Origin of the sequence: Ideonella dechloratans (assembly GCF_021049305.1) — a bacterium.
GTDB classification, from domain to species: domain Bacteria; phylum Pseudomonadota; class Gammaproteobacteria; order Burkholderiales; family Burkholderiaceae_C; genus Ideonella; species Ideonella dechloratans.
This window is the reverse complement of the sequence record NZ_CP088081.1, coordinates 810,826-835,333: the sequence shown is the minus strand read 5'-3', so window position 1 is coordinate 835,333 and position 24,508 is coordinate 810,826. Positions and strand designations below refer to the sequence as shown.

General features: G+C 69.0%; 27 protein-coding genes. 9 read left to right on the top strand and 18 right to left on the bottom strand.

All coding sequences use genetic code 11. The features are described 5' to 3' along the window. Positions 1 to 5 precede the first annotated feature (5 nt). Positions 6 to 647 carry a PilN domain-containing protein gene (locus LRM40_RS03880; RefSeq protein WP_151122711.1) on the bottom strand — a complete coding sequence of 214 codons (642 nt, stop codon included), beginning with the start codon at positions 645 to 647 and terminating at the stop codon, positions 6 to 8. Continuing rightward, a complete protein-coding gene (locus LRM40_RS03875; protein ID WP_151122710.1) occupies positions 644 to 1,681 on the bottom strand; it encodes a pilus assembly protein PilM in 1,038 nt (345 codons plus the stop codon). Before LRM40_RS03875 ends, LRM40_RS03880 begins: the two co-directional genes overlap by 4 nt. A 293-nt stretch (positions 1,682 to 1,974) precedes the next feature. Here LRM40_RS03875 and LRM40_RS03870 point away from each other — a divergent pair, with 293 nt between their 5' ends. Further along, a complete protein-coding gene (locus LRM40_RS03870) occupies positions 1,975 to 4,335 on the top strand; it encodes a penicillin-binding protein 1A (protein WP_375138546.1) in 2,361 nt (786 codons plus the stop codon). Between the two features lie 6 nt (positions 4,336 to 4,341). Here LRM40_RS03870 and cyaY read toward each other — a convergent pair whose 3' ends face one another. Both cyaY and LRM40_RS03860 read right to left on the bottom strand, forming a co-directional pair. Then, on the bottom strand, positions 4,342 to 4,695 hold the full coding sequence (gene cyaY / locus LRM40_RS03865; RefSeq protein WP_151122708.1) for an iron donor protein CyaY: 354 nt from the start codon (positions 4,693 to 4,695) through the stop codon (positions 4,342 to 4,344). 296 nt (positions 4,696 to 4,991) lie between these two features. After that, positions 4,992 to 5,984: a porin gene (locus tag LRM40_RS03860; protein ID WP_151122704.1), complete on the bottom strand. Its 993-nt coding sequence runs from the start codon at positions 5,982 to 5,984 to the stop codon at positions 4,992 to 4,994. Positions 5,985 to 6,318: 334 nt separating this feature from the next. On the opposite strand from LRM40_RS03860, the gene coq7 reads away from it, so the two are divergent. Beyond that, positions 6,319 to 6,948 (top strand): 2-polyprenyl-3-methyl-6-methoxy-1,4-benzoquinone monooxygenase, encoded by a 630-nt coding sequence (coq7, locus tag LRM40_RS03855; RefSeq protein WP_211372935.1) that lies wholly within the window; start codon positions 6,319 to 6,321, stop codon positions 6,946 to 6,948. Positions 6,949 to 6,961: 13 nt separating this feature from the next. On the opposite strand, the gene LRM40_RS03850 is transcribed toward coq7, so the two are convergent. Beyond that, positions 6,962 to 7,387, bottom strand: coding sequence for an OsmC family protein (locus LRM40_RS03850; RefSeq protein ID WP_151122703.1), 426 nt, complete (start codon positions 7,385 to 7,387; stop codon positions 6,962 to 6,964). A 347-nt stretch (positions 7,388 to 7,734) separates the two neighbouring features. Here LRM40_RS03850 and ilvA point away from each other — a divergent pair, with 347 nt between their 5' ends. From ilvA to LRM40_RS03830, 4 genes are all read left to right on the top strand, one after another. After that, positions 7,735 to 9,321: a threonine ammonia-lyase, biosynthetic gene (gene ilvA / locus LRM40_RS03845; RefSeq protein WP_151122701.1), complete on the top strand. Its 1,587-nt coding sequence runs from the start codon at positions 7,735 to 7,737 to the stop codon at positions 9,319 to 9,321. Between the two features lie 115 nt (positions 9,322 to 9,436). After that, positions 9,437 to 10,531 (top strand): iron-sulfur cluster carrier protein ApbC, encoded by a 1,095-nt coding sequence (apbC, locus tag LRM40_RS03840; protein WP_151122699.1) that lies wholly within the window; start codon positions 9,437 to 9,439, stop codon positions 10,529 to 10,531. A gap of 10 nt (positions 10,532 to 10,541) precedes the next feature. Beyond that, a complete protein-coding gene (gene mobA / locus LRM40_RS03835) occupies positions 10,542 to 11,162 on the top strand; it encodes a molybdenum cofactor guanylyltransferase MobA (protein WP_231067711.1) in 621 nt (206 codons plus the stop codon). A gap of 73 nt (positions 11,163 to 11,235) precedes the next feature. Further along, entirely contained in the window at positions 11,236 to 12,222 is a 987-nt protein-coding gene (locus tag LRM40_RS03830; RefSeq protein ID WP_151122824.1) for a zinc-dependent alcohol dehydrogenase family protein, read from the top strand. Between the two features lie 10 nt (positions 12,223 to 12,232). On the opposite strand, the gene LRM40_RS03825 is transcribed toward LRM40_RS03830, so the two are convergent. Genes LRM40_RS03825 through LRM40_RS21440 form a run of 3 tightly spaced genes read right to left on the bottom strand, consistent with a single transcriptional unit; the run spans position 12,233 to position 16,525 of the window. Further along, on the bottom strand, positions 12,233 to 14,134 hold the full coding sequence (locus LRM40_RS03825; RefSeq protein WP_151122697.1) for a potassium transporter Kup: 1,902 nt from the start codon (positions 14,132 to 14,134) through the stop codon (positions 12,233 to 12,235). 52 nt (positions 14,135 to 14,186) lie between these two features. Then, positions 14,187 to 14,921, bottom strand: a complete 735-nt coding sequence (locus LRM40_RS03820) for a response regulator (protein WP_151122695.1) — start codon at positions 14,919 to 14,921, stop codon at positions 14,187 to 14,189. Continuing rightward, positions 14,918 to 16,525, bottom strand: a complete 1,608-nt coding sequence (locus LRM40_RS21440) for a sensor histidine kinase (RefSeq protein ID WP_151122693.1) — start codon at positions 16,523 to 16,525, stop codon at positions 14,918 to 14,920. The genes LRM40_RS03820 and LRM40_RS21440 overlap by 4 nt, the downstream gene beginning before the upstream one ends. A gap of 162 nt (positions 16,526 to 16,687) precedes the next feature. Between LRM40_RS21440 and LRM40_RS03805 the strand changes: the two genes are divergently transcribed. From LRM40_RS03805 to LRM40_RS03795, 3 genes are read left to right on the top strand one after another with little or no spacing between them, the layout of a single operon-like run. Continuing rightward, on the top strand, positions 16,688 to 16,915 hold the full coding sequence (locus tag LRM40_RS03805) for a hypothetical protein (RefSeq protein ID WP_151122691.1): 228 nt from the start codon (positions 16,688 to 16,690) through the stop codon (positions 16,913 to 16,915). Further along, on the top strand, positions 16,908 to 17,279 hold the full coding sequence (locus LRM40_RS03800) for a hypothetical protein (RefSeq protein WP_151122689.1): 372 nt from the start codon (positions 16,908 to 16,910) through the stop codon (positions 17,277 to 17,279). The genes LRM40_RS03805 and LRM40_RS03800 overlap by 8 nt, the downstream gene beginning before the upstream one ends. A gap of 30 nt (positions 17,280 to 17,309) precedes the next feature. Then, complete coding sequence (locus LRM40_RS03795; RefSeq protein WP_151122687.1) at positions 17,310 to 17,741, top strand: TOBE domain-containing protein; 432 nt, start codon at positions 17,310 to 17,312, stop codon at positions 17,739 to 17,741. Between the two features lie 30 nt (positions 17,742 to 17,771). Here the strand turns inward: LRM40_RS03795 and modD are convergent, their stop codons facing one another. From modD to nifN, 10 genes are all read right to left on the bottom strand, one after another. Continuing rightward, positions 17,772 to 18,662 carry a ModD protein gene (gene modD, locus LRM40_RS03790; protein ID WP_151122686.1) on the bottom strand — a complete coding sequence of 297 codons (891 nt, stop codon included), beginning with the start codon at positions 18,660 to 18,662 and terminating at the stop codon, positions 17,772 to 17,774. After that, positions 18,659 to 19,447 (bottom strand): ABC transporter ATP-binding protein, encoded by a 789-nt coding sequence (locus LRM40_RS03785; protein WP_151122684.1) that lies wholly within the window; start codon positions 19,445 to 19,447, stop codon positions 18,659 to 18,661. The genes modD and LRM40_RS03785 overlap by 4 nt, the downstream gene beginning before the upstream one ends. 37 nt (positions 19,448 to 19,484) lie before the next feature. Next, positions 19,485 to 20,264: a molybdate ABC transporter substrate-binding protein gene (gene modA / locus LRM40_RS03780; protein WP_151122682.1), complete on the bottom strand. Its 780-nt coding sequence runs from the start codon at positions 20,262 to 20,264 to the stop codon at positions 19,485 to 19,487. A gap of 30 nt (positions 20,265 to 20,294) precedes the next feature. Next, positions 20,295 to 20,972 carry a molybdate ABC transporter permease subunit gene (gene modB / locus LRM40_RS03775; protein ID WP_151122681.1) on the bottom strand — a complete coding sequence of 226 codons (678 nt, stop codon included), beginning with the start codon at positions 20,970 to 20,972 and terminating at the stop codon, positions 20,295 to 20,297. 65 nt (positions 20,973 to 21,037) lie between these two features. Then, positions 21,038 to 21,484 (bottom strand): nitrogen fixation protein NifQ, encoded by a 447-nt coding sequence (locus LRM40_RS03770; RefSeq protein ID WP_151122679.1) that lies wholly within the window; start codon positions 21,482 to 21,484, stop codon positions 21,038 to 21,040. Between the two features lie 3 nt (positions 21,485 to 21,487). After that, positions 21,488 to 21,793: a ferredoxin III, nif-specific gene (gene fdxB / locus LRM40_RS03765; RefSeq protein WP_151122677.1), complete on the bottom strand. Its 306-nt coding sequence runs from the start codon at positions 21,791 to 21,793 to the stop codon at positions 21,488 to 21,490. A 14-nt stretch (positions 21,794 to 21,807) separates the two neighbouring features. After that, a complete protein-coding gene (locus LRM40_RS03760) occupies positions 21,808 to 22,008 on the bottom strand; it encodes a CCE_0567 family metalloprotein (RefSeq protein WP_022982478.1) in 201 nt (66 codons plus the stop codon). Continuing rightward, positions 22,001 to 22,489: a NifX-associated nitrogen fixation protein gene (locus tag LRM40_RS03755; RefSeq protein WP_151122675.1), complete on the bottom strand. Its 489-nt coding sequence runs from the start codon at positions 22,487 to 22,489 to the stop codon at positions 22,001 to 22,003. Before LRM40_RS03755 ends, LRM40_RS03760 begins: the two co-directional genes overlap by 8 nt. A gap of 4 nt (positions 22,490 to 22,493) precedes the next feature. Beyond that, on the bottom strand, positions 22,494 to 22,889 hold the full coding sequence (gene nifX / locus LRM40_RS03750) for a nitrogen fixation protein NifX (protein ID WP_022982480.1): 396 nt from the start codon (positions 22,887 to 22,889) through the stop codon (positions 22,494 to 22,496). A 31-nt stretch (positions 22,890 to 22,920) separates the two neighbouring features. Beyond that, entirely contained in the window at positions 22,921 to 24,354 is a 1,434-nt protein-coding gene (gene nifN, locus LRM40_RS03745) for a nitrogenase iron-molybdenum cofactor biosynthesis protein NifN (RefSeq protein ID WP_151122673.1), read from the bottom strand. Between the last annotated feature and the right edge of the window lie 154 nt (positions 24,355 to 24,508).

Sequence of the window (24,508 nt, the reverse complement as noted above, 5' to 3'; positions counted from 1 at the left end):
CAACCTCACGACGCAGCCGACTTGGGCGCTTGCTTGCCAGCGGGCTTGCCGGCGGCAGGCTTGCTGGCCGCATCCGCGGCAGCGGCAGGCTGCTTGATGTAGACCTTCATGGAGAAATCGAAGAGCCTGCGAGGGTTCGCCGCGCGCCCTGGAGGATTGGCCGCGGCCTTGATCTCCACGAGTTCAGGCCGCTCAAGCCAGGGCGAGTTGTACAAGGTGTTCCGAAGGAACTCGGACACCCGTTCGTTGGTCTCAGCCTTACCCGTCAGCGTCACGACCGTCCCCAATTGCCGAACCGTCGTCAGATAGACCCCCTCGGGGGTCTGCTTCACCAGTTCGTTCAACAGATAGACCGGCACATTCCGATCCGTCTGGAGGTTTTCGACCGCGTTTTGCCGTGCCTTGAGCGCTTCGATCTCCGCTTTCAGGTCGGCGATGTCCTTGATCTTGATGTCGAGCTGCGCAATCTCGGCCTTCAGAAAGGCGTTGCGCCCTTCCTGCGTCGAAATCATCTGCTGGAGCAGGCCGTACCACAGCATCAGCACGCCCGCACCGATCAGTGCAGCCAGACCCAAGGTCGAGAAGAAGGCTCGCTTGCGGGCTTGCCTCTTTGCCTCGCGGTGAGGCAGCAAGTTGATGAGAATCACTGCACGAACCTCCGCATCGCGAGGCCACAGGCCGTCAGATAGGAGGGTGCCTCGCGCTTTAGCTTGGCTTCACGCACCGCCGGTCCCAACTTCATCCCTTCGAAGGGGTTGACCACTCGGCAGTTGAAGCCGGTGACCTCCTTCACCCGATCACTCAGCCCCGGCATGGCGGCCGTGCCACCCGCCAGCATCACCTGGTGCACCTTGTGGTGAGGCGTGCTGGTGAAGAAATACTGCAAGGCGCGACCGATCTCGTGTGCGAGGCTGTCGACAAACGGGGTGAGCAATGTCGGCCCGTAATCGTCCGGCAGATCACCACTGAGCTTCTTCTGCTCGGCCTCCTCGTAGGAGAACCCGTATTGCCGCGAAATCAGCTGCGTCAACTGAGAGCCCCCGAAGGACTGGTCACGGTCGTAGAGCAATTCTTCGTCGCGCAGCACCTTCAGGCTGGTCGTGTCGGCACCAAGCTCGAACAAGGCCACCAATGCGTCCTTGCCCTTGTCCGGCAGCGAACCGATGATCCGACTGATCGCCAGGCGGGACGCGTGCGACTCGATGTCCAGAACCACCGGCACCAGCCCCGCCGCCTCGGCCAAGCCCTGCCGATCCTGGACACGGTCCTTGCGGGAGGCCGCGATCAGGACATCGACATCGCCAGCGGAATTCGCGTTCGGGCCGATGACACAGAAGTCGAGGCTCACCTCATCCAGGGAGAACGGGATGTACTGATGGGCCTCGGCCTCCACCTGCACCTCCATCTCCTCCTCCCTCAAGCCGGCGGGCAGCACGATTCGCTTCGTGATGACCGACGCGGCCGGCATGGCCATGACCACTTGCCGATTGCGGCTTCCGCTGCGCGCCACCACCCGACGCACCGCATCGGCGACTTCATCGAACTTCTCGATCTGGCCATCCACGATCCAGCCCTTCTCAAAGGGCTCGCTGGCCAGCCGCTCGAGCACCAAGTCCCCGGATGCGGTCTGACCCAACTCCACCAGCTTCACGCTGGAAGTGCTGACGTCCAGACCCATCATCTGAGGATGTTTCCGGCCTGCAAGGCGTTCTAGAAAACCCACGAAAGACGGCTCCAGCAGCCAAGAATGGCCACGTTAAAGTTAAGAAGGCACTTCAATCCTAGCAGCAAGCCCGTTGACGCAACAAGGAAATCAGGTCAACTCCTTCCGTTGATCGTTGCACCACTGACGCGTTTGGTAAGAAAACGCTACACCCCCGCACCGCACCACACTCCGGCAGGCTTGAATCAGGGCTGATCAACCAGGCACCCGGGTGGCGATTTTTATAATCCCGCACGCCCGTTGGGACCTCCATGACTGAGCCTGAACAAACTCCCCCCAAAAAAGCCGCCCCTTTGTCCCTGGGTCCACGCCTGGCCTGGATGCTCGGCCGCAGTCTGTTGTGGCTGCTGGGCCTGACCTTCGCGCTGGTGGCCACGGTGGCGCTGTGCGGCGGCATTGCGCTCGCCGTCGCCTACCCTGCCCTGCCCGAACTGAATGCCATCACCGACTACCAGCCCAAGCTCCCGCTGCGGGTGTATTCCGCCGATGGCGTGCTGATGGGCGAGTTCGGTGACGAGCGACGCCACTTCACCCCCATCGCACAGATTCCGAAGGTCATGCGCGACGCGGTGCTGGCCATTGAAGATGCTCGTTTCTACCAACACAGCGGGGTCGACTACCTGGGTGTTCTGCGGGCCGGCGTGGCGCAATTCGGCGCCGCCGGCAGTCAAGGCGCATCCACCATCACCATGCAGGTGGCGCGCAACTTCTACCTTTCCACTGAAAAGACGCTGACGCGAAAGCTGTACGAAGTCCTGCTGGCCCTGAAGATCGAGAGCCAACTCAGCAAGGATCAGATCCTCGAGATCTACATGAATCAGATTTATCTGGGGCAGCGCGCGCATGGCTTCGCCGCCGCCAGTGAGATCTATTTCGGCAAGCCGCTGCAAAACCTGACGGTGGCCGAGGCCGCCATGCTGGCCGGCTTGCCCAAGGCCCCTTCGGCCTACAACCCCATCGCGAATCCCAAGCGCGCCACCATCCGGCAGCGCTACATCATCGACCGCATGCTGGAAAACGGCTTCATCACCGCGCAACAGCGCGACGAGGCCCTTGCGCAGAAACTGGTCTACAGGGCGCCCAACGACATCCCCGTACATGGCGAGTACGTGGCCGAGTTGGCCCGGCAGATGATCTTTGCCGAATATGGCCCGGACACCTACACCCGTGGTCTGCAGGTCCAACTGACCGTGCGATCCGATGAGCAGAACGTCGCCTACCGCGCCCTGCGCAAAGGCCTGATGGACTACGAGCAGCGCCAGCACTACCGCGGCCCGGAGTCCTATGTGGATCTGCCCGCCGACCCGAAGGAGATCGATGCCCGCGTCGCCGAGGCCTTGGCCGACCACCCCGACAACGACGAACTGAAGGCCGCCGTCGTCCTGGAAGCCGCCCCTCGCAAGGTGGTGGTCGCCCTCCAGTCCGGTGAGGTGCTCACCGTCACCGGCGATGGCCTCAAGCCCGTGCAGTCCGGCCTGTCGGACAAGGCCGACCCCAAGATCCAGATCCGGCGCGGCGCCATCGTGCGTGTCCTGCAGGATGCCAAAGGCACCTGGACCTTGACCCAGCAGCCGGAAGTCGAGGGCGCATTCGTGTCGATGGATCCGCACACCGGCGCCATTCACGCCCTGGTGGGCGGCTTCGACTTCAACAAGAACAAGTTCAACCACGTCACCCAGGCGTGGCGCCAGCCGGGCTCCAGCTTCAAGCCCTTCATCTACTCGGCCGCGCTGGAAAAGGGCTTCGGACCGGCCACGGTGGTCAATGACGCCCCTCTCTTCTTCGATGCCGGAACCACCGGCAGTCAACCCTGGGAGCCCAAGAATTACGACGGCACCTTCGACGGACCGATGACCCTTCGCCGGGCCCTGGCCAAGTCGAAGAACATGGTGTCCATCCGCGTGCTGCAGGCCATCGGCGTGCCTTACGCGCGCGACTGGATCACACGCTTTGGCTTCGAGAAGGAAAAGCACGATCCCTACCTCACGATGGCTCTGGGGGCGGGATCGGTCACCCCGATGCAGATGGTCATCGCCTACAGCGTGTTTGCCAACGGCGGCTACCGGGTGGACCCTGTGCTGATCGCCAAGGTCACCGACGCCCGTGGTCACGTGCTGCATGAGACTCGTTTGAGCTCCCCCAGCGAGGACCTGAGGGTGATCGAGCCCCGAAACGCCTTCATGATCGACAGCCTGCTGCAGGAGGTGGCCCGCTCCGGCACGGCGGCCAAGGCCCAGGCCACCCTGAAGCGGCCGGACCTGTTCGGCAAGACCGGCACGACCAATGACTCGATGGACGCGTGGTTCGCCGGTTTCCAGCCCAGCCTGGCTGCCGTCGTCTGGATCGGCTACGACACGCCACGCAAGCTCGGTTCACGCGAGACCGGCGGCGGCCTCGCCCTGCCGGTGTGGATCCAGTACATGAGCACCGCCATCAAGAACACGCCGGTGAGCGAATACACGCCACCCGCCGGCGTGGTCAACGTGAATGGCGAGTGGTATTACGACGAGTTCGCGAATGGCCAGGGTGTGAGCGCCTTGACTGGCGATGAACACCTGCCGGCCACTCCCACCCCGGACGAGAAGAAGGGGATCCTGGACCTCTTCCGCTGACCCTGCTCAGGACACGTCGGGCGCCACCACCAGGGAGCGCCCCGCCTGCAGGCTCAGGTGGTGGGACAGGCAGGCAAAGAACTCCTGGCCATCGCGCGTATCCACCCAGCGACCAGCTTCGTAGCGGAAGTGGTAGCCGCCCGCCCGCGCCGCCAGCCAGATTTCATGCAGCGGCGGCTGGGTGTTGATCACAATCTTGCTTCCATCGGGCATCGCCAACTCCAGCAATCCCCCCGTGCGGTGGGTATCGATATCCACCACGTCCTGCTCAAGCCACCGGTCCATCTGGGCCTCGATGACCGCCAGCAGTGACGCGGTCTGTTGGTGATACTCGGAATCCGAAAGAGAAGAGGCTGTCATGAGTTTTTCCACAAATGATCACAGCGCCATCCAGCGTCACGGCAGTGTAGTGCGAGCGTCCGCGCGACTGGCCCGGATGGTCTTGCCCCTGGCCTTGGCTGCTGGACTGGTGCCGATGCTTTCAGCCTGCGGCCAGCGCGCGCCCTTGCTGCTGCCCAGCCCGGCGGCTGCAGCCTCCGGCACAGTCTCCGCGCCGGGAAGTCCAGGCACCGCTGCAGCGCGCCCATGAAAAAAGCCACCCGAGGGTGGCTTTGCAGGCATCGACCTGAGCAAGCTCGCTTGCGCGAGCCTCTCGATCAGAAAGCGTGCGACAGACCGAAGTCGTAGGCGTTCTTGTTGTCGTCCTGAGCGGTGGTCAGATCGCCGCTGATGTGAGCGTAGTCGGCGTACAGCTTGGTGCGCTTGGACAGGTTGTACTCGCCACCCACGGCAGCCTTCTTGAAGGTGCCGTTGCCGCCAGCAGCCAGCTCGGTCTTCGATTGGGAGTAACCAACCTTGAACTTGAAGGCGCCGTACGGGGCGGTGGCGCCCACGATGAAGCCCTTGACCTTGTCGTCGGCGACAGTGCGACCATCGGAGTAGCTGGCCATCAGCTTGGCCACGCCGAAGTCGTAAGAAGCGCCGCCGGAGACGATGCGGTCATCCGATTGACCAGTGGTCGCCTTGGCGATCTTCTCGTAGGCCAGACCGACCATCAGGGGGCCCATCGTGTAGTTGCCACCGATGGCGAAGGGGTTGCTCTTGCCACCCAGCTTCTCGGCGTAGCTGGCGGCCAGCTTGAAGCCGTTCATCGACAGGTCGTAGCGGACCGAGTTGTCCAGACGACGGTTGGCGGTCACCTTGCCGGTCGCGTCGTTGTACAGGGTCGCGCCGACGTCACGCAGCTGGGCCACGGTGTCGCCACCCCACGGATCGAAGGCGGTCTGGGTGTCCCAAGCGCCGTTTTCCATGTGACCCAGTTGCAGCGAGCCGTACTTGCTGTGAGCCAGGCCCACCGACGACCAACGGTTCCAGAAAGTGCTGGAACCATCCTTGGCGACGGTGGTGGTGCCCATATCGGCAGCCAGCTGGCTTTCCAGCTTGAAGAAGGCGGACAGACCGTTGCCCAGATCTTCCGAGCCCTTCAGGCCGATGCGGCTGGCGTTGTTGTCAGCGATCTGCTTGTCCTTCGTGCCGGTGGCCTTCGAGAAGGCCAGGTCGACCTTGCCGTACAGCGTCACGGACGACTGGGCGGAAGCAGCACCAGCGAAAGCGCCCAGAACGGCCAGAGCGAGGAGGGATTTTTTCATTGCAACTATCTCCAGTGTGTGAGAACGAGAGATTCCACCGGCGTCGTCATCAAACCGCAGACCGCCTCAGCTGCACCACCAGAAAGGCCCGATGGGAGAAACGACGATCTTCTGCGGTGGGACGTCCCATTGCGGAAGCTGACGCCATTGCACCAGAGCACGATGGACTCTGGCAAAGTCTTTCAGCGGAAATGGGCAGCCAGCGTTGCCGGAACACAACGGGACCGGCCTGTAGCAAGATTGTCATAATGCTACCGCAGGAATACGTAGAACTACCAGTCCCATCCCCTAGATTGTTTGTTTCTCCATGAACAGGAAGAGGGCATATCGTCCAATGAAACTGACGATAGACGACTGGATCAGTGCAGCAGACAACATGTTGCGCACAGTTTCGGGCGGTTCGCAGGCGCGCCGGGCCAGCCCGGCGCGCGGGCTGCCCGACGCGCCGCTCACCGCCGAGGCCCGGCAGGTCTCGGGCGCGCTGATGCGGGTCAACCATGTGGGTGAGGTCTGCGCCCAGGCCCTCTACGAGGCCCAGGCGCTGGGTACCCGGAACGCCGGACAGCGGGACCATCTGCGGCAGGCCGCCCAGGACGAGGTCGATCATCTGGCCTGGACGGCGCGCCGCCTGGACGAGTTGGGCGCGCACCGCAGCTGGCTCAATCCGCTCTGGTACGCCGGGGCCTTTGCCCTGGGCAGTCTGGCGGCCCGGGCCGGCGACCGCTGGAGCCTCGGTTTCGTGATCGAAACCGAGCGCCAGGTGGAGGCCCACCTGGCCGAGCACCTGTCACGCCTGCCGGAGGAAGACACCGCCTCGCGGGCCATCGTCGCCCAGATGAAGGACGACGAGGTCCGGCACGCCGAGTCCGCCCAGGCCGCCGGCGGTCATGAACTGCCCTGGCCCGTGCGTCAGGCCATGCGCCTGGCGGCCAAGATCATGACCTCCACCGCGCACCACATCTGAGCCGGCAGGCGGCTCAGACCGCCTCTTTCACCTCGACGCTGGCGGTGATCTCCGCGGTACGCCCCAGCATCGCGGTGGCCGAGCAATACTTCTCGTGCGACAGCGCCACCGCGCGCTCCACCGCCGCCTGCGGCAGGCCCTTGCCCGTCACCACGAAGTGCAGATGCAGCTTGGTGAAGACCTTGGGGTCGGTCTCGGCCCGTTCGGCCTTGAGCTGGACGCTGCAGTCCCGCACGTCGTGGCGGCCCCGCTTGAGGATCAGCACCACGTCATAGGCGGTGCAGCCGCCGGCGCCGGCCAGCAGTGTTTCCATCGGACGTGGCGCCAGGTTGCGGCCACCACCCTCGGGCGCCCCGTCCATCACCAGGGTGTGACCGCTGCCCGTCACCGCCAACATCGCCATGCCGGCATCCGGCTCCCAGTGGATCGTGCACTCCATCGTCGTTCCTCGTGTTCGGTGCGGGGCCAGCAGAGGGCCCCGGGCCGGCGATTATCGGCAACCCGGACAGCCCGGAACTGCGTCACATGTCGTATCCGGGAAAACACACGCCGTCATTGCGGCGCAACATCCTGCGGGTGTACACTGATTGCCATCGCATTGATGGTTTATCGATCAATGCCCCGGTTGTCTCCTCCACCTCCTCCATTGGTGGATTCAGCCCGGAGCTTCGCGGCTCCGGGCTTTTTTCTGGGCGGTTCCGGCCGACATACCATGCGGTCCTCTGGCACCGCCTGATGACGCCGGGCGATGCGACACCCTTCGTCCCCCGCATCCAGGAGAGTCCCATGGCTGGCGCCACCCCGGCGCGCCGCACCTCGCGCGCGCCCCAGAAAGCAACCCCGTCCCGCAGCCCCGCGCCCAGCCGCATCGACTACCTCCGCCGAATTCTGACCGCCAAGGTCTATGACGTGGCGATCGAATCGCCGCTGGACGCCGCCCGCACCCTGAGCCGACGCCTGGGCAACCAGGTGCTGCTCAAGCGCGAGGACCTGCAACCCGTGTTCAGCTTCAAGCTGCGCGGCGCCTACAACAAGATGGCCCACCTCACGCCCGAGCAGTTGAAGCGCGGCGTGATCTGCGCCTCGGCCGGCAACCATGCCCAGGGCGTGGCACTGAGCGCCAAGCGCATGGGCTGCCGCGCGGTCATCGTGATGCCCACCACCACGCCCAAGCTCAAGATCGACGCCGTCGGCGCGCTGGGCGGCGAGGTGGTGCTGGCCGGAGAAAGCTACTCCGACGCCTACGCCCGCGCCGTCGAGCTGCAGCAAGAGCAGGGTCTGACCTTCGTCCACCCCTTCGACGACCCGGACGTCATCGCCGGCCAGGGCACCATCGCGATGGAGATCCTGCGCCAGCACGAAGGCCCGATCGACGCGGTCTTCGTCGCCATCGGCGGCGGCGGCCTCATCTCGGGCGTGGCCGCCTACATCAAGGCCGTTCGCCCGGAGATCAAGGTCATCGGCGTGCAGACCGTCGACTCCGACGCAATGGCGCGCTCGGTCGAGGCCGGCCGGCGCGTGACGCTGGGCGACGTGGGTCTGTTCTCCGACGGCACCGCCGTCAAGCTGGTGGGCGAGGAGACCTTCCGCCTGGCCCGCGAGCTGGTGGACGACTATGTGCGCGTCACCACCGACGAGCTCTGTGCGGCGATGAAGGACATCTTCCAGGACACGCGCAGCGTGGTCGAACCCGCCGGCGCCCTGGGCGTGGCCGGCCTCAAGCAGTACGCGGCCACCCACAAGTGCAAGGGCCAGACCTTCGTGGCCATCGCCTGTGGCGCCAACATGAACTTCGACCGCCTGCGCTTCGTCGCCGAGCGGGCCGAGTACGGCGAGCAGCGCGAAGCCCTGTTCGCCGTCACCATCCCCGAGGAGCGTGGCAGCTTCCGCCGCTTCTGCGAACTGGTCGGCTCGCGCAGCGTCACCGAGTTCAACTACCGCATCTCCGACACCCGGCAGGCGCATGTCTTCGTCGGCGTCTCGATCAGCAAACCCGACGAGGCCGACAAGATCGCCCGCAGCTTCCAGCGCCACGGCTTTGCCACCGTCAACCTCACCGACGACGAGCTGGCCAAGGAGCATGTGCGCCACATGGTCGGCGGCCGCAGCGACCTGGCCGAGGACGAGCGCATCTACCGCTTCGAGTTCCCCGAGCGCCCGGGCGCGCTGATGCGCTTCCTCTCGGCCATGAGCCCGGACTGGAACATCAGCCTGTTCCACTACCGCAACCAGGGCGCCGACTACGGCCGCATCCTGGTGGGCCTGCAGGTGCCCAAGTCGGACAAGAAGGCCTTCAAGGCCTTCCTGGACGGCCTGGCCTACCCCTGCGTGGACGAGACGGACAACCCGATCTACCGCCTGTTCCTGCGCTGAGCACCACGGCACCGGCACGGTACCGGCAGGGGCTTCGGCCCCGCCGGGCACTCGGGTGTCCGCGGCTCGCTAGACTGGCGTCCTGTTTGACCCACACCGCTGCGCACCCGACGCCATGGCCCTGACCGAACCCGCCGTCCTCCAAGCCCTGCAAGCCGTCATCGACCCGTTGACCGGCAAGGACTTCGTCAGCACCCGGCAGCTCAAGAACCTGCGCCTGGGCGGCGAAGGCGCCAGTTTCCAACTGGTGCTGGGCTACCCGGCCCGCAGCCTGCACGCCAGCCTGCGCCGCCAACTGACCGGCGCCCTGCGCCAGGCCGGCCTCACCGGCCCGGTCGAGATCGACATCCGCAGCGAGATCACCCCGCACCAGGTGCAGCGCGGCGTGGCCCTGCTGCCCGGCGTGAAGAACATCATCGCCGTGGCCTCCGGCAAGGGCGGCGTGGGCAAGAGCACCACCACCGTCAACCTGGCCCTGGCCCTGGCGGCCGAAGGCGCCCGCGTCGGCATCCTGGACGCCGACATCTACGGCCCCAGCCAACCGATGATGATGGGCCTGTCGGGCCAGCGCCCCGAGACGCTGGACGGACAGAGCATGGAGCCGCTGCAGAACCACGGCGTGCAGGTCAACTCCATCGGCTTCCTGGTCGCGCCGGACGAAGCCATGATCTGGCGCGGCCCCATGGCCACCCAGGCCCTGGACCAACTGCTGCGCCAGACGAACTGGAAGGATCTGGACTACCTGCTGGTGGACATGCCCCCGGGCACCGGCGACATCCAGCTGACCCTGAGCCAGCGCGTGCCCATCACCGGCGCGGTCATCGTCACCACGCCGCAGGACATCGCGCTGCTGGACGCCAAGAAGGGCCTGAAGATGTTCGAGAAGGTGGGCGTGCCCATCCTGGGCATCGTCGAGAACATGGCCGTCTACTGCTGCCCGAACTGCGGCCACACCGAGCACATCTTCGGCGCCGAGGGCGGCAAGAAGATGGCCGCCGAGTACGGCGTGGACTACCTGGGCGCCCTGCCGCTGAACCTGTCCATCCGTGAGCAGGCCGATGCCGGGAACCCCACCGTGGTGGCCCAGCCCGACGGCGAGATCGCTGGCCTCTACAAGAGCGTGGCCCGCCAGGTGGCGGTCAAGGTGGCACAGCGGGCCAAGGACTTCTCGTCCAAGTTCCCCACCATCACCGTCTCGAAGAACACCTGAGCGAGCGTCCGTGCCCGATGCGATCGCCCGCGAGGCCATCACCGGCCTGGTGCTGGCCGGCGGCCAGGGGCGGCGCATGGGTGGGCAGGACAAGGGCCTGCTGACCCTGCACGGCCAGGCCCTGGCGGCCCGGGCGCTGCAGCGCCTGGCCCCGCAGGTGGGCGCCACCGCCCTGAGCGCCAACCGCCACCTGGCGGACTATCAGGCCCTGGGCGTGCCTGTGTGGCCCGACACCCTGCCCGACCAGCCCGGCCCCCTGGCCGGCCTGCTCACCGGCATGACCCACGCGCAGACGCCCTGGCTGGCCAGCGTGCCCTGCGACTGCCCGGACTTTCCGACCGACCTGGTGGCCCGCCTGGCCGCCGCCGCAGCCGCACAGCAGGCCGACCTGGCGGTGGCCGTGGCCCCGGCGCCGGACGAGGCCGGCCGCTGGGCCCCCAAGCTCCACCCGGTCTTCTGCATGGCCCGCACCGCGCTGCGCGCGGACCTGGCCGCCTACCTCGGCCAGGGGGGCCGCCGCGTGCGCGACTGGCTGGGCCGCCACCGCACGGTGGAGGTCGCCTTCGACGACGGCGCCGCCTTCCTCAACGTCAACACCCCCGAGGACCTGGCCCGGCGCCACGCCGGCTGACGCCGCGCAGCCCGCGGCCTGGCTTGAGGTCGCACAATCGTCCGCATCCCCACCCCGCCCCGAGGTGCCCACGATGCTCGCGATGACGCTGCCGGCCATCGGCCAGCCCCTGGTCCCCCAGACCCGCCCCCTGCCTGAGCCCGGCCCGGGCGAGGTGCGCCTGGCGGTGCGGGCCTGCGCCGTCTGCCGCACCGACCTGCATGTGGTCGATGGCGACCTGCCGCCCGGCCCCCTGCCCATCGTGCCCGGCCACGAGATCGTCGGCACGGTCGAAGCCCTCGGCGCGGGCGTACGCGGCCTGAAACTCGGCGAGCGGGTGGGCGTGCCCTGGCTGGGCGGCACCTGCGGCCATTGCTTTTACTGCGGACGCGGCCAGGAGAACCTGTGCGACACGCCGGTCTTCAACGGCTACGGGCGCGATGGCGGCTTCGCCACCCATGTGGTGGCCAACGCGCAGTACTGTTTCTCGCTGGAGGACCTGCCGCTGGACGATGTGCACGCCGCGCCGCTGATGTGCGCTGGCCTGATCGGCTGGCGTGCACTGTGCATGGCCGGCGATGCGCAGACGATCGGCCTGTACGGCTTCGGCGCCGCCGCCCACCTGATCGCCCAGGTGGCCCGCCAGCAGGGCCGCCGCGTGCTGGCCTTCACCCGGCCGGGCGACACGGCCGCGCAGGACCTGGCCCGCTCGCTCGGCGCCGTCTGGGCCGGTGGCTCGGACGAGCCCTCGCCCGAGCCGCTGGACGCCGCGCTGATCTTCGCCCCGGTGGGCGCGCTGGTGCCCATCTCGCTGGCCCAGCTGCGCAAGGGCGGCACGGTGGTCTGCGCCGGCATCCACATGAGCGAGATCCCGGCCTTCCGCTACCGCCTGCTGTGGGAAGAGCGGCAGATCCGCTCGGTGGCCAACCTCACCCGGGCCGATGGCGAGGCATTCCTGGCCGCGGCCCGTACCCTGCAGCTGGAGGTGACGACCACCGTCTTCCCGCTGACGCAGGCCAACGAGGCCCTGCGCCAGCTGCGCGCCGGTGAGCTGGTGGGCGCGGCGGTGCTGGTGCCCTGAGCCAGCCCGCTCAGATCTGCACCCGGGTGCCCAGCTCCACCACCGCGTTGTCGGGCAGCTGGAAGAAGCCGGCCGCGTTGCCGGCATTGCGGCTCATCGCGGCGAACAGGCGCTCGCGCCAGGCCACCATGCCCTCGCCCGGCGTGGGCACCACCGTCTCGCGGCTCAGGAAGTAGCTGGTGTCGAACAGCGGCACGTCCAGGCCCTGGGCCGCGCAGGCCGCCAGGGCATGCGGCACGTCCGGCGTCTCCATGAAGCCGAACAGCAGCCGCACCCGCCAGAAGCCGGGCGCCAGTGCCTCCACCTCGGCGCGCTGCGCCGGGTCCACCCAGGGCTGGTCGGCAAAGCGCACGTTCAGGATGACGTTGCGCTCGTGCAGCACCTGGTTGTGCTTGAGGTTGTGCAGCAGGGCCTGCGGCACGGTGCTCGGGTCGGCCACCGCGTAGACGGCCACCCGGCTGGCCCGCGGGGTGCTGCTGGCGGCCAGTTCCTGCACAAAGGGCGCCAGCTCCAGGCCGTCGCGGCGGATAGCCTCCAGCACCAGCGCCCGACCGTGGCGCCAGGTGCTCATCAGGGTGAAGAACAGCGCGGCCATGGCCAGCGGGAACCAGCCGCCGTCGACGAACTTGATCGCGCAGCCGGCGAACAGCGCCCCGTCCACCACCAGGAACAGGGCCGTGGCCGGCCCCACCACCCAGGCCGGCAGCCCCCAGGCCCGGCGCACCACCACATAGGCCAGCACCGTGGTGATCAGCATGGTCAGCGTGACGGCCACACCATAGGCCCCGGCCAGCGCGGCCGAGCTGCGGAAGGACAGCACCGCCGCCAGAACGCCCACCAGCAAGGCCCAGTTCACCAGCGGCAGGTAGATCTGGCCCTGCTCGCGGGCCGAGGTGTGGCGCACCGCCATGCGCGGCAGAAAGCCCATCAGCATCGACTGCCGGGTCATCGAAAAGGCACCGGAGATGACCGCCTGCGAGGCGATGATGGCCGCCAGCGTGGCCAGCACCACCGCCGCCGGTTGCCAGGCCTGCGGGAACATGTGGAAGAAGGGGTTGGCCAGGGCTGCCGGGTCGCGAAGCAGCAAGGCGCCCTGGCCCAGGTAGTTCAGGGCCAGGGCCGGCAGCACCAGGCCGGTCCAGGCCAGCTGGATGGGGCGGCGGCCGAAGTGGCCCATGTCGGCGTACAGGGCCTCGGCACCGGTCAGGGCCAGCACGATGGCCCCCAGCGCGGCGAACACATGCCAGCCGCGTTCGACCAGGAAGCGCGCCGCATGCAGCGGGTTGAGCGCGGCCAGGATGGCCGGCTCGCGCAGGATCTGCCACAGGCCGGTGCCCGCCAGCGTCAGGAACCACAGCACGATGACCGGCCCGAACAGCCGGCCCACCGCGGCCGTGCCATGGCGCTGCATGGCAAACAGGCCCACCAGCACCACCAGCGACAGCGGCAGCACCGCATGGGACAGCCCGGGAGCGATGACGGCCAGGCCTTCCACCGCGCCCAGCACCGAGATGGCGGGGGTGATCACGCTGTCGCCGTAGAACAGCGTGGCGCCGAACACGCCCAGCATCAGCAGGGCCGCACGCCGCCCCGGCCGGCCGCCGGCCACCTGGGCCGCCAGCGCGGTCAGGGCCAGGATGCCGCCCTCGCCCCGGTTGTCGGCCCGCAGCACCAGCACCACGTACTTGAGGGTGACGACGAACATCAGGGCCCAGAACAGGGTGGACACCGCGCCGGTCACGGCCTCGGCCGTCAGCGGCACGCCGTTGGCCGGCGAGAACACCTCGGCCATGGTGTAGAGCGGGCTGGTGCCGATGTCGCCGTAGACGACACCGATGGCGCCCAGCACCAGAGCGCCCAGCGGGCCGTGCGCCGCGGGCGCGCCGGAGGAGGATCGTGGATCGGAACTCATGCCGGCAGTGTGTCCCAGCCGGCATCAGGAACGCATAAGCGGCGTCCGACCCTCAGCCGGCGGCCTCGTCCTCGGCCGGCTCGGCAGGATCTGCCGGATCGGCCAAACGGTAGCCCACGCCGGGCTCGGTCAGCAGCCAGCACGGGGCCGAGGGCTGAGCCTCCAGCTTGGCACGCAACTGGCCCATGTACAGGCGCAGGTACTGGGTCTGCTCCACCGCCTCGGGGCCCCACACATCGGCCAGCAGCTGCCGGTGGGTCACGACCTGGCCGGCGCTGCGCACCAGCCGGGCCAGCAGGCCGAACTCGGTGGGCGTGAGCCGCACCGGCTCGCCGGCCCGGGTCACCAGCCGCTGGGCCAGGTCGATGCAGACCTCGCCATGCCGGTAGTGCAGGGCCGCGGGGTTCACCGTGGTGCCGCGGTGGCGCCAGGCCACCCGCATGCGGGCCAGCAGCTCGCCCACGCTGAAGGGCTTGACCAGGTAGTCGTCCGCCCCGGCGTCCAGCAGGCGGATCTTGTGGGCATCGGCCTGCCGCGCCGAGACGATGAGCACCGGCACCTGGCCCTGGCGGCGCACCAGGGCCAGGAAGTCCTCGCCCTCGCCGTCGGGCAGGCCCAGGTCCAGGATGACCAGCTCGGGCAGCGCCTCGCCGGCATGGCGCCACAGGGCCTGGGCCTCGGCCAGGCTGGCCGCGGTGCGTACCGCGAAGCCCTCCAGCGCCAGCGCGGCCTGCCAGGTGCTGCGCAGCTCGCGGTCGTCCTCCACCAACAGCACGCGGCGGCTCATGCCGGGCCTCCGCTCTCGTTCGTGGCCACGGGCTCCGGCCCAGCCGGCTGCGGCTGCACCGGCAGCCAGCACTCGAAGGCGCTGCCGCCGTGGGCGCGGGGCCGCACCCGCATCTCGCCGCCATGCGCCCGGGCAATGGCGCGGCAGACGGCCAAGCCCAGGCCGGCACCGGCGCGCTGCCCCTGCGGGGCACCCTCCGCCGGCCCCCGCTGGAAGGGCTCGAAGACCTTGTCGCGCCAGGCGGCCGGCACGCCGGGGCCTCGGTCGCGCACGGCCAGCACGATCTGCCCGTCCTGCCGCCGTGCCAGCACCTCGATGAGGGCCTCGGGCGGGCTGTGGCGCAGGGCGTTGTCCAGCAGGTTGTCGAGCAGCTGCGCCAGCAGCAGCGCGTCACAGTGCAGCAGGGGCAGATCGGGCTCGGCGCGACCACTCACCCGGGCGTCCGGCAGGCGCCGGCGCAGCCGGTGCAGCGCTGCCCCCACCACCTCTTCCGGGGATTCCCAGTCCAGCTTCAGCTGCAGGCCGGGCACCTCCAGGCGGGCCAGCTGCAGGGTGTTGTCGGTCAGGCGGCGCAGCTGCTCCGTCTCCTCGATGATGGTGCGGGCCAGGCGCTGGCGCTGCGCCGGGGCCATGCGTTCGCCCTGCGCCTCCAAGGACGAAGCCGCGGCCAGGATGGTGGCCAGCGGGGTGCGGTGATCGTGCGAGACCGCGGCCAGCAGGGCGTTGCGCAGCCCCTGGGCCTGCTCGCGCAGCCGGGCGGCCTGCTCGTCGGCCGCCGCCTGGGCCCGCTGGCGCGCCGCGCCCCACAGGTCGCACAGGGCCTGCAGGTGCAGGCGCAGCGCCTGGGCGTTGGCCTGCACCGCATCGCCTTGCAGGGCCGCCGCGCCCCAGGCCTGGCGGGTGCCGCGCAAGGGCAGCACCCAGAAGCCCAGGCCCTCGTGGTAGCCGGTGCCAGGCCCCATCGGCTGGCCGGCCACCAGCACATGGTTCAGGGCGGCGCGGGCTTCGTCGTCGGCGGGCGTCCCCGTGCTGATCCATCCGCCCTCGGCCACCTCTGCCAGCCGGTCCCGGGGGGCACCCGGCCAGGCCCGCAGGGCCACAGCGGCCCCGCTGGCCAGCCGCAGCTGCTCGGCCAGCTCCGGCAGCAGGGACAGGGGTTCGCCGCCCTCGCGCAGGCGCTCGCTCCAGCGGCGCAAGGCTTCGGCCTCGCGGGCGTGGCGGCGGGCGCGGGCCGCCTCGCGGCGCTGTGCCCCGAGCAGCAGGGCCACTTCGGTGTGGATGAGCAGCATGCCCAGCAGCAGGCCCAGGTTCTGGGCCCCGTCCACCTGGAAGGTGCCCCGGGGTGGCACGAAGACCCAGTTGAACAGCAGGGTGCCCAACCCGCCCAGCGCGATGCTCAGACCCACCGGCAGCCAGACGGCCGCCAAGGCACCACAGGCCAGCAGGATCAACGCCTGGTTGGCCAGGTCCAGCCGCCCGCTGCCCAGCATGAGCGCGCCCCAGCCACCGGCCCACAGGCCCAGGGCCGCGACAAGACGCCAGCTTCGCCACGGCGAGCCGGATTCCACAGGGGCGTCGGAGGCGGTGACAGACGATGCGCGCATGGGCGCAACGATAGCGGGCCCCGCATCAGGAACCCATCAGGAACCCATCGGAGCGCCGCCAAGACGTTTTGGATGGCTCCGCAGCGCCCGGATCTCTGGCACGGCCATTGCATGAATCGCCTCGCTATGGCTTTTTGTATATAACGCGACAAGGAGGCCGTCATGCCCCAGGTCAGTTCCCTTCCACGTCTGCAGCTCGCCTGTCTGCGCGGCGTCCACGCCCGGCCGGACGGTGCCGAAGCGGTGCTGGCCCTGGCCGGCTGGCAGTTCCTGCGCCTGCCGCTGACGGCCCGCGAGGCCGCGCGCTGGCGCCCCCTGGTGGGGCAGGCCGTGCAAGTCGATCTGGACGCCGGCCGGTTGCAACCCGCCCGGGGACCGCACCATGGCTGAAGCCGCCATCGACCCCCTGGCCTGGCTGGACGAGCTGCCGCCAGCCTTCGCGTCGCAGGTGGTGCCTCCGGTGCGCTACGAGAGCCACGAGGACGGGCCGGCCCATGCCCGCATGGTGCTGGGGCTGGATGCGCAGGGACAGCGCTGCTACCTGCGCCACACCCACACCGTCACCGAGGACTGCTTCGACATCGACGAGTTCCCGCTGGAAGTGGCGGTGCTGCGCGAACGGCGCATCGCCTGGCGGCTGTCCGACGGCCAGTGGCTGACGCTGCTGGACCGCATGGACCGGCTGGAAAGCTGCCACCCCCGGTTGGTGCGGGAAGGCCCGCACCGCAGCCACAGCCCCCTGCCACCTCTCTGACACCCCGTTCCATCCACGGAGATCACCCCCATGAAAATCAGTGCCCGCAACGTGTTCGAAGGCCAGGTCGTGGCCATCAAGGAAGGCCCGGTCAGTGCCGAGGTCGACATCGTGCTGCCCACCGGCGAGACCCTGGTGGCCGCCATCACCGAAGGCAGCGTCCACAGCCTGGGTCTGCGCCCTGGTCTGTCTGTGATGGCCTTTGTGAAGGCGCCGCTGGTGCTGCTGGTCACCGACACGGCCGGCTGGCGCTTCAGTGCCCGCAACCAGCTGGCGGGCACGGTGTCCCAGGTCCAGCGGGGCGCGGTGAACGCATCGGTCCAGGTGCGCCTGGCCGGCGGCGCCGAGATTTCGGCCATCATCACCCACGGCGCGGTGGACGAACTGGCCTTGGCGCCGGGTCTGCCGGTCACGGCTCTCTTCAAGGCCGGCTCGGTGCTGCTGGGCGTGAAGGACGCCTGAGGCCCGGCGGCGAGCCTGCGCCCCGCCGCCTCAGCCGCCGTCCGAGGGGGAGATGTGCACCTGCACCTCGGCCGGCGGCGCGAAGTACGGTGCCGAGCTCACCAGCAGATCGGCGCCGGCACGGGCATAGGCCAGCGCGTTGCTCCGGTTCACACCACCGGCCGGCGCCAGCCGGGTGGTCAGGCCCTCGGCCCGCAACGCCTGGCGCAGCCGGGCCACCGCCTCCGGGGTGAAGCGTTCGAGCTGCAGCACCTCCACGCCCAGCCTGGCCCAGGCGAGGGCGTCGTCCTCCCGGCCGGTCTCCACCACCAGGCGCTTTTCCGGCTGCTGACGCCGCAGGGCCTGCAGGCGTGCGACGACCTCTTCCGCCGGCAGCAAGGCCAGGTGCTCCGGGAAGACGAGCAGCGTCTCCGACAGACCCAGCCGGTGCATCACGGCGCCGCCGGCCTCGATGGCCTGGGCCGCCCACCAGTGGGTCCCCGGCGGCGCCTTGCGGGTGCAGGCGAGCGGCGTGTCCAGGCCTTCAGCACGCAGGACGGCCACGATGGCAGCCGCGCCGCGGGCCATGCCGCTGGCCGCCTCCACCAGGTTCTGGGCCACCTTCCAGCCCAGCAGCACGCCCTCGGCCGGCCCTTGCCCGGCCAGCAGCAGTGCGCCATCGTCCACCCGCGCGCCGCTGGCCACGGCGGGCTGGGCGGCCACGCCGCAGAGCTGCAGCAGGCGGGTGGCGGCCTCGATGCCGGCCACCACGCCCGCGCCACGGGCCTGGAAGCGGATCCGGGCCGCGCGCCCCGTCAGGCCCAGGGCGCGGGTGCTGAGGTCGCCATGGGGGGCGTCCTCGCGCAGCAGGGCGCGCAGGCGCTCATCCTCCAGGCCACCCGCCCAGGGGCCGCTCAGCGCAGAGTACAGGGCAAGGCTCATCCGCCCCCCGCTTGCGCCAGCAGCTGGCGCACGGCGCGGGTGCGGTCGTCTTCCATCGGCGGTGGCCGCAGGCCCAGGCCGCTGTGCAGCAGCTCTCGGCCGATGCCCCGGTGCACGTCCACCTCGCGCACCACCCGTCCCTGCTCCAGCACGCAGGCCACATCGGCCAGGGCCAGCACGTCCTCCACGTCGTGGGTGATCAGCAGCATTGGGATGCGCCAGCGCTCGCGCACCAGGGCCAGCTCCTGGCGCAGGCTCTGGCGCAGCAGCGGGTTCAGGGCGGCGAAGGGTTCGTCCAGCAGCAGCAGCTCGGGCTCGCAGGCCAGGGCGCGGGCCAGGGCCACGCGCTGACGCTGCCCGCCCGAGAGCGCGCCCGGCCGGGCCTGGGCCAGGCCGGTCAGACCAAAGGTCTCCAGCAGCTCCGCCACCCGCTGGGCATCGGCCGGGCGCAGCCGGCGCTGTCGCCAGCTGGTCAGCCCGAAGCCCACGTTCTCCTGCACGCTCAGGTGGGGAAAGAGCGCGTAGTCCTGGAACAGATAGCCCACGCGGCGCTGGGCGGCGGGCAGGTCCACGCGCGCCCGGGCGTCGAACAGCGTTCGGCCACCGATGCGTACATGCCCGCCCTGCGGCTTGATCAGCCCGGCGATGGCCTGCAGCGTCAGCGACTTGCCCGCGCCCGAGGGGCCGAACAGCGCCAGCACCGGCGCGTCGCTGGCAAAGCGCACCGCCAGCTCGAAATGCCGGCGGCGGTCGGCCACCGCCAGCTGCAGGTCGACGTCGATCATGCCGGGTACCGCTCCGCTTCGGTCCTGCGCGGCCAGCTCAGGGCTTGCCGAAGCCCGCGGCGGCCAGCACCTTCTGGGCCGGCGGGCTGAGCAGGTAGGCGGCGAACTTCTCCGTCGCGGCCTTCTGCTTGCCGTCGCTGACCAGGATCATCGGGTAGGTGACCGGCTTGTGCCCCCCCACCGTCATCACCACCTTGACCTTGTCCGGCATGATGGCCGCGTCGGTCGAATAGACGAAGCCGGCATCCACCTCGCCGCGCGCCACGTAGTCCAGCACCTGCCGCACGCTGTCGGCAAAGACGAACTTGGGTTCCAGCGCGCCCCACAGGTGCACCGACTCCAGCGACTCCTTGGTGTAGCGGCCCACCGGCACGCTGGCCACCTTGCCCACGGCGATGCGCTTGACGCCGCTGCCGTGCAGATCGGCCAGGCCGGTGATCGGCTTGGGATCCTGGGCCGGCAGGATCAGCACCACGGCGTTGGAGGCCAGGGTCTTGCGGGACGGGGCATCGAACAGCTTCTGGCCGATGCCCTTGTCCACCGTGGCCTCGTCGGCACTGATGAAGAGATCCACCGGCGCGCCCTGGCTGACCTGCTGCAGCAGCACGCCCGAGGCGGCGAAGTTGAATTGCAGCTTGACGCCCGGATGAGCCGACTCGTACCGGGCTCCCAGGTCCTTGAGCACATTGGTCATGCTGGCCGCGGCCGACACGGTCAGCTGCTGGGCCGAGGCGGCCAGGCTGGACAACCCCAGGGTCAGCGCCCAGGCGGCGGTGACCCAGGTGCGGCGGCGCAGGGCGGTTTCACGAAAGGACATGGACAACACCTCCGGAAGCGGAAAGGACATTCAGGTTTTGCGGGCCAGCAGCCAGTTGGACAGGCCCAGCACCGTCACCGACAGCAACGAAGTGAGCAGCACCAGGGCCAGGGCGATGTCGTCCTCGCCGGCCTGCACCGAGTCGTAAATGGCCATCGACAGGGTCTGGGTCTTGCCCGGGATGGAGCCGGCCACCATCAGCGAGGCCCCGAACTCGCCCATGGCGCGGGCAAAGGCCAGCAGCGTGCCGGCCACGATGCCCGGCCCGGCCAGCGGCAACGTGACACGCAGGAACACCGACCAGGACGACTGCCGCAAAGTGCGGGCCGCGGCCTCCAGCTGGCGGTCCACCTGGCCGAAGGCCGCACTGGCCGACTTGAGCACCAGCGGCAGGGCCACGATGGCCGAGGCCACCACCGCCCCGTGCCAGCTGAAGATGATGGAGTAGTCCAGGTGCGCGTGCAGCCAGCCGCCCAGCGCGCTGCGCCGGCCGGCGGCCAGCAGGATGGCGTAGCCGATCACCGTGGGCGGCAGCACCAGCGGCAACATGCAGATGGCTTCGAGCAGGCCGCGCCCGGGCAGGCGGGTGCGGGCGAAGACCCAGCCCAGGCCCACGCCGAAACACCAGGCCAGCGCCGTCGCCACGCCCGCCACCTTCAGCGAGAGCCAGAACGGAGCCCAGTCCAGGGTCTGTAGGGTTTGCCACATGCGTTGTATTTTGACGTATATAACGATGGACAAGCAAACGGCAGGCCAATGCAGACCCAGGCTCCTCAGTGGGGGTGGACGCTCCGACCCCTGTCCACTGACAGAAGCGGGGGAGAGGCGGCTGCGTCCTCGGCAGACTCGAAGCACAGCGCGTGGTCCGAACACACGGCGCAGCTGGGCGACTTGCAGATCAGGATCTCCGCCTGCTGGCAGAGCTGACGGTAGAAGAACTTCTTCCACTTCATGTCGCCGGTGTTCAGCGCCACCAGCGAGGGGAACCAGTGGCGCAGCAGGGCGCCCAGCTCGCCGCGGTGGGCCAGCCGCAGGTCCTGCCAGAGGTGGTCGTCGCCCAGGCAGGCCACGGCCACCGCCTGGGCCACCAGCCAGGCCATCTCGGCCGGGCCGGCCGCCGGGTCGGCATGGGCCAGCAGCAGGCCACGCACATCCTCCACCTCATCGCCCCGGCGGGCCAGGCGCTCGGCGAAGTCGGTACGCAGTGCCGGCTGGGCCATGGCTCAGACCTCGGCCGCGGCGTGCGTGTAGCACTTCTTGGGGCAGATCTTCGCGCAGGCGGTGCAGCCGATGCACAGCTCCTGGTGCGCGATGGTCATCACCTTCTTCTCGTATTCCTCGTCCTCGTCGTCGTCCAGATCGACGTGGATGCGTTCGCCGTCCTCGGTCAGACCGACCAGTTCCAGCACGCCACGGGGGCAGACCTTGAAGCAGCGGCCGCAGCCGATGCACTTGTCTTCGTTGAGTTCCTGCACGAAGGTGGGCGTCCATTCGGCGCCGCTGGGCAGGGTGACTTGAAAGGCGGACATGGTGGGGCTCCGGCTCAGGCGGGGGTGGCGTCGGCCAGCGCCTTGCGGGCGGCCATCAGCTTGGCGTGGGCGTCGTGGGCGGTCTGCGCCACCTCGAGGATCTTTTCCCAGTTGGTGGGCAGCTCCTCGGACAGGTCGTGCAGGTCCATCTTGGCCTGGGTGGCCTTGGCGTTGAGTTTCTTGACCTCGGCCTTGAGGGTGTCGATGTCAGCCATAGGTGGCCACCTCCTTGTACTTCTCGACCATGCCGACGCCTTCGGCCACCAGCTTGTTGCCGGCCTCGGCCAGCTTGGCCAGGCTGGCGTAGCCGAAGCGGTGCACGTCGCGCAGGTAACGGTTCACCACGATCAGACGGCCGGTGGTGAGCACCGCGCGACCGAAGCCCTCGTGGCTCATCTTCATCATCGGGCTGACCATGCAGCCGGTGGCCCGTTCGATGCACAGGCCGATGGCGTTGTGGAACAGGTCCAGGCGCCAGAGGGTCTCGGGGTCCGGATCGCCCATCATCGGCAGCGCCTTGCGCTGCTCGGCGGTCAGGATGTAGGGCTCCAGCAGCTTGAGGTCGGGCTTGCCTTCCCAGGTGCCATGGGTGTCCTGGGCGCGCAGCTGCTTGATCAGCTCGCGGATGAAGGGGTCCTGCTGCAGCAGGGCCTCGTCGGAGACCTCCGCGGCGGGGGTGGCGACAGCGTCGTTCATGGGTTCACTCCTCGAAGTCGTGGGTCACTTCCTGGCCCTTGACCAGCGCCTTGCGCAGCCAGGGCGGCGGGGTGCCCTTGAGCACCTCCTGCAGCTTCTCCAGGATGTCCAGGATGGGTTCGGGCTGGGGCACCTTGATCGGGTGGATCTTCAGGGCCACCACGCGGGCCGCGCCGCTGCCGCCGATGGCGGCCACGTAGAGGATGGCGCAGTCGTGGATGGCGTCCAGCTTGGGCGCGAGCTTGTCTTCGTTGCCGTCCTCGGCCAGGTCCTCGCCGAAGTGGAAGGTCTGCACGAAGCTGAAGCCCTCGGGCGTCACGTCGTAGATCGCCAGGTGCTTGGCCCAGCCGAAGTGGGCGTCGACACGCTGCTCGTCCTGGGTTGCGAAAGCCACTTTCATCGCGGGCTCCTCGGGTGGATGGAATGGGGGGTCACACCGCCGCGTCGGCGGGGCGTGCGCGGGGAATCTGGGCCGGCACATGGGCCACGCCGGGCATGGCCGCAGCCACCTGCCCCTGGGCGGCGGCCAGCGACAGCGCCGGCAGCGGCCAGTCGTCGGCGTGGTGGGGGTGGATCAGGTCGATGAACAGGTTGCCCAGCTCGTAGACGAAGTTGCGCGTGCCGCGGTAGCCGACATGGCAGATGTGGGCATTGCCGATGCGGTCGAACATCGGGATGCCCAGGCGGAACAGCGGCAGGCCCAGGCGCTCCGAGGCCTGGCGGCCGTGCGCGTGGGTGATCAGCACATCGCAGCCGGCCGCCTTGGCCGCCAGCTCCAGGTCTTCCAGGTCACCGATCACCACCTCGTTGGCGGGCATGCGCGCCAGCACCGGGCTCTGGGTGGTGGTGACGCAGACCGACAGCTCCACGCCCATCTCGGCCAGGAAGCTGCCGGCGTCCCACAGCAGGTCGGGCTCGGCGCCGAGGGCCACCCGCTTGTTGCCGAAGTGGAAGTGGCCGTCCAGCATCGCGTCGACCAGCTGGCTGCGCTGGCGCCGCCACTTGGCGGGCACCGGCCGGCCGGACAGCTCGGACAGGCGCTGCATCAGCGCGTCGGTGGCGGTCAGGCCGGTCAGGCGGTCGAACAGGGTGAAGGGCACGCCGCAGCGCGCCTGCAGCGTCTCGGCGGCCTCGCGCATCTGCTCGCCCAGGGCCAGGCAGTGCTCGGCCGTGCCCAGGGCCTTCAGCTCGGGCAGCGGGGTGCCGCCCAGCGTGGTGCCCAGCCAGTCGTCCGGGATGTGGCCGTCCAGCGAGCCGGAGACGTCCGGCGCGATCAGCGGGGTCAGGCCGAAGGACTCGATGATTTCGCGCAGCTCTTCCAGGTCGCCCGGGGTCAGGTGGGCGCCGGGCAGCACCGCCACGCGGCCGGCCACGGTGGGGCGGCCGGCTTCGGGCAGGTGCTTCATCAGCGCCGTCACCGCATGGGCCCAGCCGTCCTGGAAGGCGCCCACGTAATCGGGCGTGGAGACGTAGGCGATCTCGGTGTCGGCCAGCTCGGGGTGCTTCTGGCGGGCCAGCGCGATGTAGGCCTCCACATCGTCGCCCTTGGTCTCGGTCAGCCCGGTGGAGCAGAGGGCGATCAGCTGCGGCTTGGCCCGCTGGCGGATGTTGAGGATGGCCTTCTCGATGTTCTCGTAGCCACCCAGGATGGTGGTGACCTCGTTCATCGCCGTGGTCTGCAGCGGAATGGCCTCCTTGAAGTGGCGCACCAGCAGCACCAGGCCGAAGGAGGTGCAGCCCTGGGAGCCGTGCATGACGGGCATGCAACTCTGCAGGCCCATGAAGGCGTAGCTCGCGCCCAGGGGCTGGCTCATCTTCAGCGGATTGACCGCGCACGCCTTCTTGGATTCGCTGACATGGGCCATGGGGGCACTCCTGCACAAGCGGGTTCAGGCGCTGCAGTGCAGGTTTGGTGCCAGCCTTCAAAAATGAGAAAAATCAAAGACTTGCCCTTCAATCAGCCCAAGATGGGCCGGAAGGGGACCGGGCACGGAGGGGAATTGGCGGATTTGAGACAAA

What these genes read in the sequence shown, in the direction of transcription:
- LRM40_RS03830 (WP_151122824.1), top strand. Translation starts at nt 11,236, where the DNA reads ATGCTCGCGATGACGCTGCCGGCCATCGGCCAGCCCCTGGTCCCCCAG.
- LRM40_RS03875 (WP_151122710.1), bottom strand. Translation starts at nt 1,681, where the DNA reads ATGATGGGTCTGGACGTCAGCACTTCCAGCGTGAAGCTGGTGGAGTTG.
- LRM40_RS03770 (WP_151122679.1), bottom strand. Translation starts at nt 21,484, where the DNA reads ATGGCCCAGCCGGCACTGCGTACCGACTTCGCCGAGCGCCTGGCCCGC.
- fdxB (WP_151122677.1), bottom strand. Translation starts at nt 21,793, where the DNA reads ATGTCCGCCTTTCAAGTCACCCTGCCCAGCGGCGCCGAATGGACGCCC.
- coq7 (WP_211372935.1), top strand. Translation starts at nt 6,319, where the DNA reads ATGAAACTGACGATAGACGACTGGATCAGTGCAGCAGACAACATGTTG.
- LRM40_RS03860 (WP_151122704.1), bottom strand. Translation starts at nt 5,984, where the DNA reads ATGAAAAAATCCCTCCTCGCTCTGGCCGTTCTGGGCGCTTTCGCTGGT.
- LRM40_RS03870 (WP_375138546.1), top strand. Translation starts at nt 1,975, where the DNA reads ATGACTGAGCCTGAACAAACTCCCCCCAAAAAAGCCGCCCCTTTGTCC.
- modA (WP_151122682.1), bottom strand. Translation starts at nt 20,264, where the DNA reads ATGTCCTTTCGTGAAACCGCCCTGCGCCGCCGCACCTGGGTCACCGCC.
- ilvA (WP_151122701.1), top strand. Translation starts at nt 7,735, where the DNA reads ATGGCTGGCGCCACCCCGGCGCGCCGCACCTCGCGCGCGCCCCAGAAA.
- LRM40_RS03820 (WP_151122695.1), bottom strand. Translation starts at nt 14,921, where the DNA reads ATGAGCCGCCGCGTGCTGTTGGTGGAGGACGACCGCGAGCTGCGCAGC.
- LRM40_RS03785 (WP_151122684.1), bottom strand. Translation starts at nt 19,447, where the DNA reads ATGATCGACGTCGACCTGCAGCTGGCGGTGGCCGACCGCCGCCGGCAT.
- apbC (WP_151122699.1), top strand. Translation starts at nt 9,437, where the DNA reads ATGGCCCTGACCGAACCCGCCGTCCTCCAAGCCCTGCAAGCCGTCATC.
- nifN (WP_151122673.1), bottom strand. Translation starts at nt 24,354, where the DNA reads ATGGCCCATGTCAGCGAATCCAAGAAGGCGTGCGCGGTCAATCCGCTG.
- cyaY (WP_151122708.1), bottom strand. Translation starts at nt 4,695, where the DNA reads ATGACAGCCTCTTCTCTTTCGGATTCCGAGTATCACCAACAGACCGCG.
- LRM40_RS03805 (WP_151122691.1), top strand. Translation starts at nt 16,688, where the DNA reads ATGCCCCAGGTCAGTTCCCTTCCACGTCTGCAGCTCGCCTGTCTGCGC.
- LRM40_RS21440 (WP_151122693.1), bottom strand. Translation starts at nt 16,525, where the DNA reads ATGCGCGCATCGTCTGTCACCGCCTCCGACGCCCCTGTGGAATCCGGC.
- LRM40_RS03800 (WP_151122689.1), top strand. Translation starts at nt 16,908, where the DNA reads ATGGCTGAAGCCGCCATCGACCCCCTGGCCTGGCTGGACGAGCTGCCG.
- LRM40_RS03850 (WP_151122703.1), bottom strand. Translation starts at nt 7,387, where the DNA reads ATGGAGTGCACGATCCACTGGGAGCCGGATGCCGGCATGGCGATGTTG.
- modD (WP_151122686.1), bottom strand. Translation starts at nt 18,662, where the DNA reads ATGAGCCTTGCCCTGTACTCTGCGCTGAGCGGCCCCTGGGCGGGTGGC.
- modB (WP_151122681.1), bottom strand. Translation starts at nt 20,972, where the DNA reads ATGTGGCAAACCCTACAGACCCTGGACTGGGCTCCGTTCTGGCTCTCG.
- LRM40_RS03795 (WP_151122687.1), top strand. Translation starts at nt 17,310, where the DNA reads ATGAAAATCAGTGCCCGCAACGTGTTCGAAGGCCAGGTCGTGGCCATC.
- LRM40_RS03825 (WP_151122697.1), bottom strand. Translation starts at nt 14,134, where the DNA reads ATGAGTTCCGATCCACGATCCTCCTCCGGCGCGCCCGCGGCGCACGGC.
- LRM40_RS03760 (WP_022982478.1), bottom strand. Translation starts at nt 22,008, where the DNA reads ATGGCTGACATCGACACCCTCAAGGCCGAGGTCAAGAAACTCAACGCC.
- LRM40_RS03755 (WP_151122675.1), bottom strand. Translation starts at nt 22,489, where the DNA reads ATGAACGACGCTGTCGCCACCCCCGCCGCGGAGGTCTCCGACGAGGCC.
- nifX (WP_022982480.1), bottom strand. Translation starts at nt 22,889, where the DNA reads ATGAAAGTGGCTTTCGCAACCCAGGACGAGCAGCGTGTCGACGCCCAC.